Raw genomic sequence first — 6,361 nt, forward strand, 5'->3', positions numbered from 1 at the left:
GTCAACACCACCCAGGAGATGCGGATCAGCCATGAGGAGATCTTCGGTCCGATCGTCACCATCGCACCTTTTGACGGTGAAGCCGACGCTATCCGGCTGGCGAATGACTCCCGGTATGGCCTGAACGCCATGGTGTTCACCGAAAATGCGCGTCGCGCACACCGTGTGGCACGCGCTGTGCGGGCCGGCACCGTCTGGGTCAACTGCTACTCCGTTCGTGATCTGCGCGCACCGTTCGGCGGCTTCAAGGACAGCGGGATCGGCCGCGAAGGAGGCAAGCACAGTCGCGAATTCTTTACCGAAGCCAAGACGGTCGTGATGGAAATATAGGTCCCCGAGACATCAACAGAAAGTCCGCTACCAAGGAGTTCCCATGCCTACCGCTTCTGTCCGAACGATCGCCGGTATCGTCATCCCCGACACTCCGCTCGTACGCGAGGTCACCGAATTCATCCGTGAAGCCGAGGATGACCTGCTCTTCGATCACTCCCGGCGGGTGTTCTTGTTCGGTGCGCTGCAAGGCCGTCGTCGCGGGCTACGGCCCGACTTGGAGCTGCTCTACGTCGGGGCGATGTTCCACGATATCGGGCTCACTGAGCGGTATCGCTTGTCCCCCTTGCGCTTTGAGGTCGACGGCGCCAACGCCGCCCGCGACTTCCTGCTGCAGCGCGGCATCGACGACGCTGCCGCCCGAAAAGTGTGGCTGAGCATAGCGCTACACACCACCCCGGGCGTGCCCGGGTTCCTTGAGCCCGAGATCGCCTTGGTCACCGCCGGTGTCGACACTGACGTGTCGGGAATCGGGCGCGACGACCTGTCACCCGAGGCGATTCAGGCCGTGACCGCTGCGCATCCCCGGCCCGACTTCAAGCGCCGTATCTTGCGGGCCTTCACAGCCGGCAACAAACACCGGCCGCAGACCACATTCGGCAACGTCAACAGCGACGTGTTGGAACGGTTCGACGAATCATTCGTCCGTGAGGACTTCGTCGACATCATCCTCAACAACAATTGGCCCGAATAGGCGCTGCGGACCAACCAGACTGCACTGCAACACAAATCCACCCATGCTGGCCGACAAACATCACCGGCACCGATATCACGAGAGGAGATGTCATGACTACTACGATCCGCGCCAACCGTCGAGAAAGCGATCAGTTTCACGTATTTGACGCCCCGGCGAGCTTGTCGCAGGACCTGCAGAAGGTACTCGTTGACCTGATCGAACTGCACCTGCAAGGTAAGCAAGCCCACTGGAACGTTATCGGAACCAACTTCCGCGATCAGCATCTGCAGCTCGACAGCATTGTCGACATTGCCCGGGAAGCCAGCGATACCATCGCCGAACGTATGCGCGCGATTGACGCAGTCCCCGACGGGCGCTCAGACACAGTCGTCGCGACGACCACCGTCCCCGCAGTGCCGGCCGGTGAGCACAGCACCACTGAAACGGTGGAGCTCATCACCAACCGCATCTATGCGGTCGTCGACACCATCCGCACCGTCCATGACGGGGTCGACGCCGCCGATCCGTCCACTGCTCACTTGCTGCACACCATCATCCACGATCTCGAGAAGGGAGCGTGGTTGCTCAAGTCGGAAAACCGCAAGGCCTGAGAGTTTTCGTTCACCCGAGGGCCCGGGAATGGTCCCTGGTTCCTCGGTCCTGCCTCTTCATGAGGCGCCCAGTCAACCTATCCACTTCGCCGACAAACCATGAGATGGAAAGATAATGAGCACTATCCGACCCAAGCCGACCACCACCGATGCCGGCATTCCCGTCGAGAGCGACGAGCACTCTTTGACCATCGGTCCGGACGGGCCGATCCTGCTGCACGACCATTACCTCATCGAGCAGATGGCGACGTTCAATCGCGAGCGGGTGCCCGAGCGCCAGCCGCACGCCAAGGGTTCGGGGGCTTTTGGCCGCTTCGAGGTCACCAACGACGTGAGCGCGTTCACCAAGGCGGCGGTATTCCAACCGGGCACCACAACCGAGACGGTCATCCGATTCTCCACCGTGGCCGGCGAGCGCGGCAGCCCAGACACCTGGCGCGACCCGCGCGGCTTCGCGCTGAAGTTCTACACCAGCGAGGGCAACTACGACATTATCGGCAACAACACCCCGGTGTTCTTCCTGCGCGACCCGCTCAAGTTCGGCCATTTCATCCGCTCCCAAAAGCGCCGCGCCGACAGCAACCTGCGCGACCACGACATGCAGTGGGACTTCTGGACGCTCTCGCCCGAGACCGCGCACCAGGTCACCTGGCTGTTCGGTGATCGGGGCATCCCGCGCAGTTGGCGGCGCATGAACCTCTACAGCGGACATACCTTCATGTGGGTCAACGCCGCCGGCGAGAAGGTCTGGGTGCGCTATCACTTCATCACCGATCAGGGCATCGAAACCTTGACCCAGGCTGAGGCCGACGCGCTGGTGTCGATCGACACCGACTACCACACCCGCGACCTGTTTGAGGCGATCAAGCGCGGGGACTACCCGAGCTGGACGCTCAAGATGCAGATCATGCCGTTCAATGACGCCAAGACCTACCGGTTCAACCCGTTCGATTTGACCAAGGTGTGGCCACATGCCGATTACCCGCTGATCGAGCTGGGCCGGCTGACCTTGGATCGCAACCCCACCGATCAGCACAGCCAGATCGAGCAGGGCGCCTGGGAGCCCAGCAACCTGGTTCCCGGCATCGGAGCCAGCCCGGACAAGATGTTGTTAGGCCGGATGTTCGCCTACGCCGACGCGCACCGCTACCGGATCGGCCCGAACTACAACCAGCTGCCAGTCAACGCGCCCAAATCGCCCGTGCACAGCTACAGCACGGCCGGCCACATGCGCTATCAGCTCGCGCCCGACCCGGTCTACGCGCCCAACTCCAAGGGCGGACCCCAAGCCGACACCGAACGCTACGGTCAACCTGCGGGCTGGCACACGGACGGCGACATGGTGCGCACCGCCTACACCTTGCGCGCCGCCGACGACGACTGGGGCCAAGCCGGCACCCTGGTCCGCGACGTGATGAACGACGTCGAGCGAGAACGCCTGGTGGACAACGTCGCTGGCCACCTCCTTAACGGAGTCAGCGAACCGGTACTGCGACGCGCCTTCGACTACTGGCGCAGCGTCGACACCGACCTCGGCAACCGCATCGAGAAGAGCGTCCGGCAATGAGCGAAACCATCGTATGCCGACGGCCACCACAGCCTCGCTCTAACGTGGGCAGCGTTCCGCGCTGCGGCTTTCGCCCTCACTAGTCTGTCGGCATGGGCGTCACCGACACCGACCAGCAGCTCATCGATGTGCACGCCCACTTCCTCACCGACTCCTATGTGATCGCAGCGCGCGCCGCCGGCCACGTTCACCCCGACGGGTTGGCGGCCTGGCCGAGCTGGTCGGCGGAGGAGCATCTGCGGCTGATGGACCGCTGGGGCGTGGCAACCGCGATGCTGTCGATTTCCTCACCCGGTACCCACTTTGGCGATGATGCCGTCGCGCGCCGTCTCACCGGGGAAGTCAACGAAGCCGGCGCGGCAATCTCTCGGGCTAACCCCGAGCGGTTCGGTCACTTCGCCTCGCTGCCGCTACCCGACGTGCCTGGCGCGCTCGACGAGCTCGGCCACGCACTCGATGAACTCGACAGCGACGGGATCACCATCGAAACCAACAGCGCCGGCGTATATCTCGGCGACGACCGTTACGAACCACTTTATCGCGAACTGAATCGGCGCCGCGCTACGGTGTTCGTGCATCCCACCTCACCGCCGTGCGCCGAGGCGATCGCCCTCGGCCGGCCCCGGCCGATGCTGGAGTTCATTTTCGACACCACCCGTGCCGTCAGCGACCTTGTGTTCACCGGCACGCTGGTCCGCTACCCCGACATCGAATGGGTCTTCACCCACGGTGGGGGCGCACTACCGCTGCTCGCCGATCGGATGGAGCTCTTCCGCACTGTGTTTGCGGGCGAAGATGACCCGGACGGCGCAGTGCCCCGTCAGCTCAGTCGTTTGTGGTTCGACATCGCCGGCGCGCCATTTCCGCACCAAGTGCCCGCCGCTGTCGCGGCGTTCGGCACCGGGCGCCTGCTCTACGGCAGCGACTACTGCTGGACCCCGGCCCACGGAGTAGACGCCCAGCTGGCATCGATCGACCAAGCGCGTCAGCCTGCCAACGACAGCTGGCGGGCACTCACCACCCGCAACGCCACCCGGCTACTGCGTCCTGGCTAGGTCCAGCGCTGGCGTCCCCGGCTGGGCCCCTACGGATTCGGGTCAAGCCGAGGCGCCGTCTTGCCGGGTTAAATCTTGCGGTTCTCGGACTTGATCATCCAGGCGAGCTTCTCCAGCGAGTCGATGATCTCGTGGAGCAGATCGCTGGTGCTGGGGTCGACGGCGTCGACGTCGTCGTGCACGTCACGGATGGTGTCAACCGTTGCGTACGTCCGTGCGGTCACCAGATCGACGACATCGCCGGTGTTTAGCTCGTTGGCCGGGAACTGCGGCAGGCTCGTCGTCGCTGCGACCGTGTCGGACCGGCCGTCGGGAACGGCGTCGAGGGCACGCATCCGCTGGCACGGCGATCAGCGCACCACCCAACCCGGTCCAAACCATCGGGTCACTGCTGCCGGACCAGCTGAAGTGGAAGACCTTCATCTCAAGGCAGGCCAACAACCCGAAATATCTGCGCCACAGCGACGTCGTCGAGGCCGCGGTGGCGACCGATGACCGGGCGATCGACCTCGGCGCGCAGCGCACCGTCGTCAAGTATGCGTGAGCGACACGAACGGTGAGGGGTGCGTTAGTGTTCCCAACGGACCGCGGGCATGGATTCAGGCGAGGTGGTCCCGCTCAACGCCGGCCAGAACAAGGCCGGGACAGGTAAAAGTCAAGGAGTGGACGGTCTGCTGTGGACATTGAATTGAGCGCCGGCGAGTGGACTTTGGATACCACAGCGTCGTCAGTCGGCTTTCAGGCTAAGGCGGCCTTCGGCATGAAGGTGAATGGCCGTTTCGACCGGTACGAGTCGGCGATCACAGTCGGTCCCTCGGTGGCCGAATCCGCGATCTCGGCCGTCATATGGACCGACAGCGTCGATACCGGCATCAAGATGCGCGACGAGCACCTCCGGGCAGATAACGTGTTCGCGGCCGCACGGTTTCCTACCCTGGAGTTCCGCAGCACCGCCGTCATCGAAACGCCCACCGGGCTTGACGTCACCGGCACCCTGCGCGTCCGCGATATCAGTCAGTCGGTCAGCTTCCACGCGACACGGTCGACCACAGCGGGTCCACCCCGCTACAACGCCACGGTGGTCGTCTCACCCAAGGAGTACGGGATCACCCGATGGGGCACCACCAAGCCGGTCAAGGTTATCCTCGACGCCACCCTGAAGCGGGCCTGACTGGAGTCGGGTCTGTCAGGTCAGCGGTGGATCTGCTTGGCATGGTTAGTTATTCCTTGCTGGGGTGATCCGGCCTTCGAACGCGATGGCGAATGCACCCAGTATCGGATCAATCGCCTTCCAGGTGGCGATGTGATGATGGCGCGGCTCAGCCCAAGAACTCCGACTCCAGAACCAGGTCTTTGAGTAGCGTCTGATACTCGACGTGGGTTTCGTGCTCGATGGTCTGCCACCGCTTGCCTTGCTGTTCCTTCATGTAGGCGCGGTACTTGGGTGCGCCGGGGATGCCGACGTTGTCGGCGACCACGATCGTGCCCAAATGCAGCCAGCCCCGGTCGACTAGCCGCTGCAGGTCGTCCAGGTATACGTCCTTCCAGTGGTCGAGGAACACGAAATCCAAACAGCCCTCGGTGAATCCGTAGTCCTTGGCGAGAACCTCGAGCGTCGCCCCGTCGCCGACGGTGCCGTTAATGCAGGTGACGCGATCGGCGAGGCCGGCGTGCGCCCACACGCGACGGGCCACCGAGGCATTGGCACCAGACTTCTCGATCGAGAACACCTTGGCAGCCGGCGCCGCTCGGGCGATCCGCAGCCCGCTGTATCCGCAGTAGGCACCGAGTTCCATGGCGAGCTTCGGATTCGCGCGCTTGACGGCCGCGTCGAGCAGCTGACCCTTCTCGTCGCCAACGTTCATGAGGATCGACTTGTCGTAGGCAAAGCTGTCGATGGCGTCGATCGCGGCGTCGACATCGCCCGCCGGTGCGTTGGCAATGACGTACTCGACCGTCGCCTCCTCCCGGCCGTCACCCATCTGACCCGTCCGGATGACGTTCAGGCCGCCGAAAGCCCCGCGCAGGAACGAGTACCTCAAGAATGGAAACTTCTGTCGCAACGTCCTACTGAGACTCATTGCACCGAAACCTGATCTCCAGACGCAGACTTCGCCATTAG

7 protein-coding genes and 1 pseudogene are annotated in these 6,361 nt (G+C 63.6%); 6 read left to right on the plus strand and 2 right to left on the minus strand.

Annotation, left to right across the window (positions count from 1 at the left end; genetic code table 11):
• The 5 genes from WAN71_RS03515 to WAN71_RS03535 form a co-directional block, all read left to right on the plus strand.
• Positions 1-330 (plus strand): aldehyde dehydrogenase family protein (locus tag WAN71_RS03515; RefSeq protein WP_422224000.1); only part of this gene is annotated, 330 nt, incomplete at its 5' end.
• A gap of 43 nt (positions 331-373) precedes the next feature.
• The gene (locus WAN71_RS03520; RefSeq protein WP_422224001.1) at positions 374-1,024 is read left to right on the plus strand and encodes an HD domain-containing protein; all 651 of its coding nucleotides are present in this window, start codon (positions 374-376) and stop codon (positions 1,022-1,024) included.
• A 92-nt stretch (positions 1,025-1,116) separates the two neighbouring features.
• Entirely contained in the window at positions 1,117-1,617 is a 501-nt protein-coding gene (locus WAN71_RS03525; RefSeq protein ID WP_422224002.1) for a Dps family protein, read from the plus strand.
• A 115-nt stretch (positions 1,618-1,732) separates the two neighbouring features.
• Positions 1,733-3,184 carry a catalase gene (locus WAN71_RS03530; protein ID WP_422224003.1) on the plus strand — a complete coding sequence of 484 codons (1,452 nt, stop codon included), beginning with the start codon at positions 1,733-1,735 and terminating at the stop codon, positions 3,182-3,184.
• Positions 3,185-3,276: 92 nt separating this feature from the next.
• Positions 3,277-4,239 (plus strand): amidohydrolase family protein, encoded by a 963-nt coding sequence (locus WAN71_RS03535; protein ID WP_422224004.1) that lies wholly within the window; start codon positions 3,277-3,279, stop codon positions 4,237-4,239.
• 68 nt (positions 4,240-4,307) lie between these two features.
• Here WAN71_RS03535 and WAN71_RS03540 read toward each other — a convergent pair.
• Positions 4,308-4,580, minus strand: a pseudogene (locus tag WAN71_RS03540) (ferritin-like domain-containing protein); the annotation flags it as partial.
• Between the two features lie 335 nt (positions 4,581-4,915).
• Between WAN71_RS03540 and WAN71_RS03545 the strand changes: the two are divergent.
• Positions 4,916-5,410 (plus strand): YceI family protein, encoded by a 495-nt coding sequence (locus WAN71_RS03545; RefSeq protein WP_422224005.1) that lies wholly within the window; start codon positions 4,916-4,918, stop codon positions 5,408-5,410.
• A gap of 148 nt (positions 5,411-5,558) precedes the next feature.
• Here WAN71_RS03545 and WAN71_RS03550 read toward each other — a convergent pair whose 3' ends face one another.
• Positions 5,559-6,320, minus strand: a complete 762-nt coding sequence (locus WAN71_RS03550) for an O-methyltransferase (RefSeq protein ID WP_422224006.1) — start codon at positions 6,318-6,320, stop codon at positions 5,559-5,561.
• Positions 6,321-6,361 lie beyond the last annotated feature (41 nt).

The sequence above is a fragment of the Mycobacterium sp. genome (genome assembly GCF_049280035.1).
Classification (GTDB): domain Bacteria; phylum Actinomycetota; class Actinomycetes; order Mycobacteriales; family Mycobacteriaceae; genus Mycobacterium.

Excerpts from the sequence above, each read along its gene's own strand:
- WAN71_RS03550 (WP_422224006.1), bottom strand. The coding sequence starts at position 6,320 with ATGAGTCTCAGTAGGACGTTGCGACAGAAGTTTCCATTCTTGAGGTAC.
- WAN71_RS03525 (WP_422224002.1), top strand. The coding sequence starts at position 1,117 with ATGACTACTACGATCCGCGCCAACCGTCGAGAAAGCGATCAGTTTCAC.
- WAN71_RS03530 (WP_422224003.1), top strand. The coding sequence starts at position 1,733 with ATGAGCACTATCCGACCCAAGCCGACCACCACCGATGCCGGCATTCCC.
- WAN71_RS03535 (WP_422224004.1), top strand. The coding sequence starts at position 3,277 with ATGGGCGTCACCGACACCGACCAGCAGCTCATCGATGTGCACGCCCAC.
- WAN71_RS03520 (WP_422224001.1), top strand. The coding sequence starts at position 374 with ATGCCTACCGCTTCTGTCCGAACGATCGCCGGTATCGTCATCCCCGAC.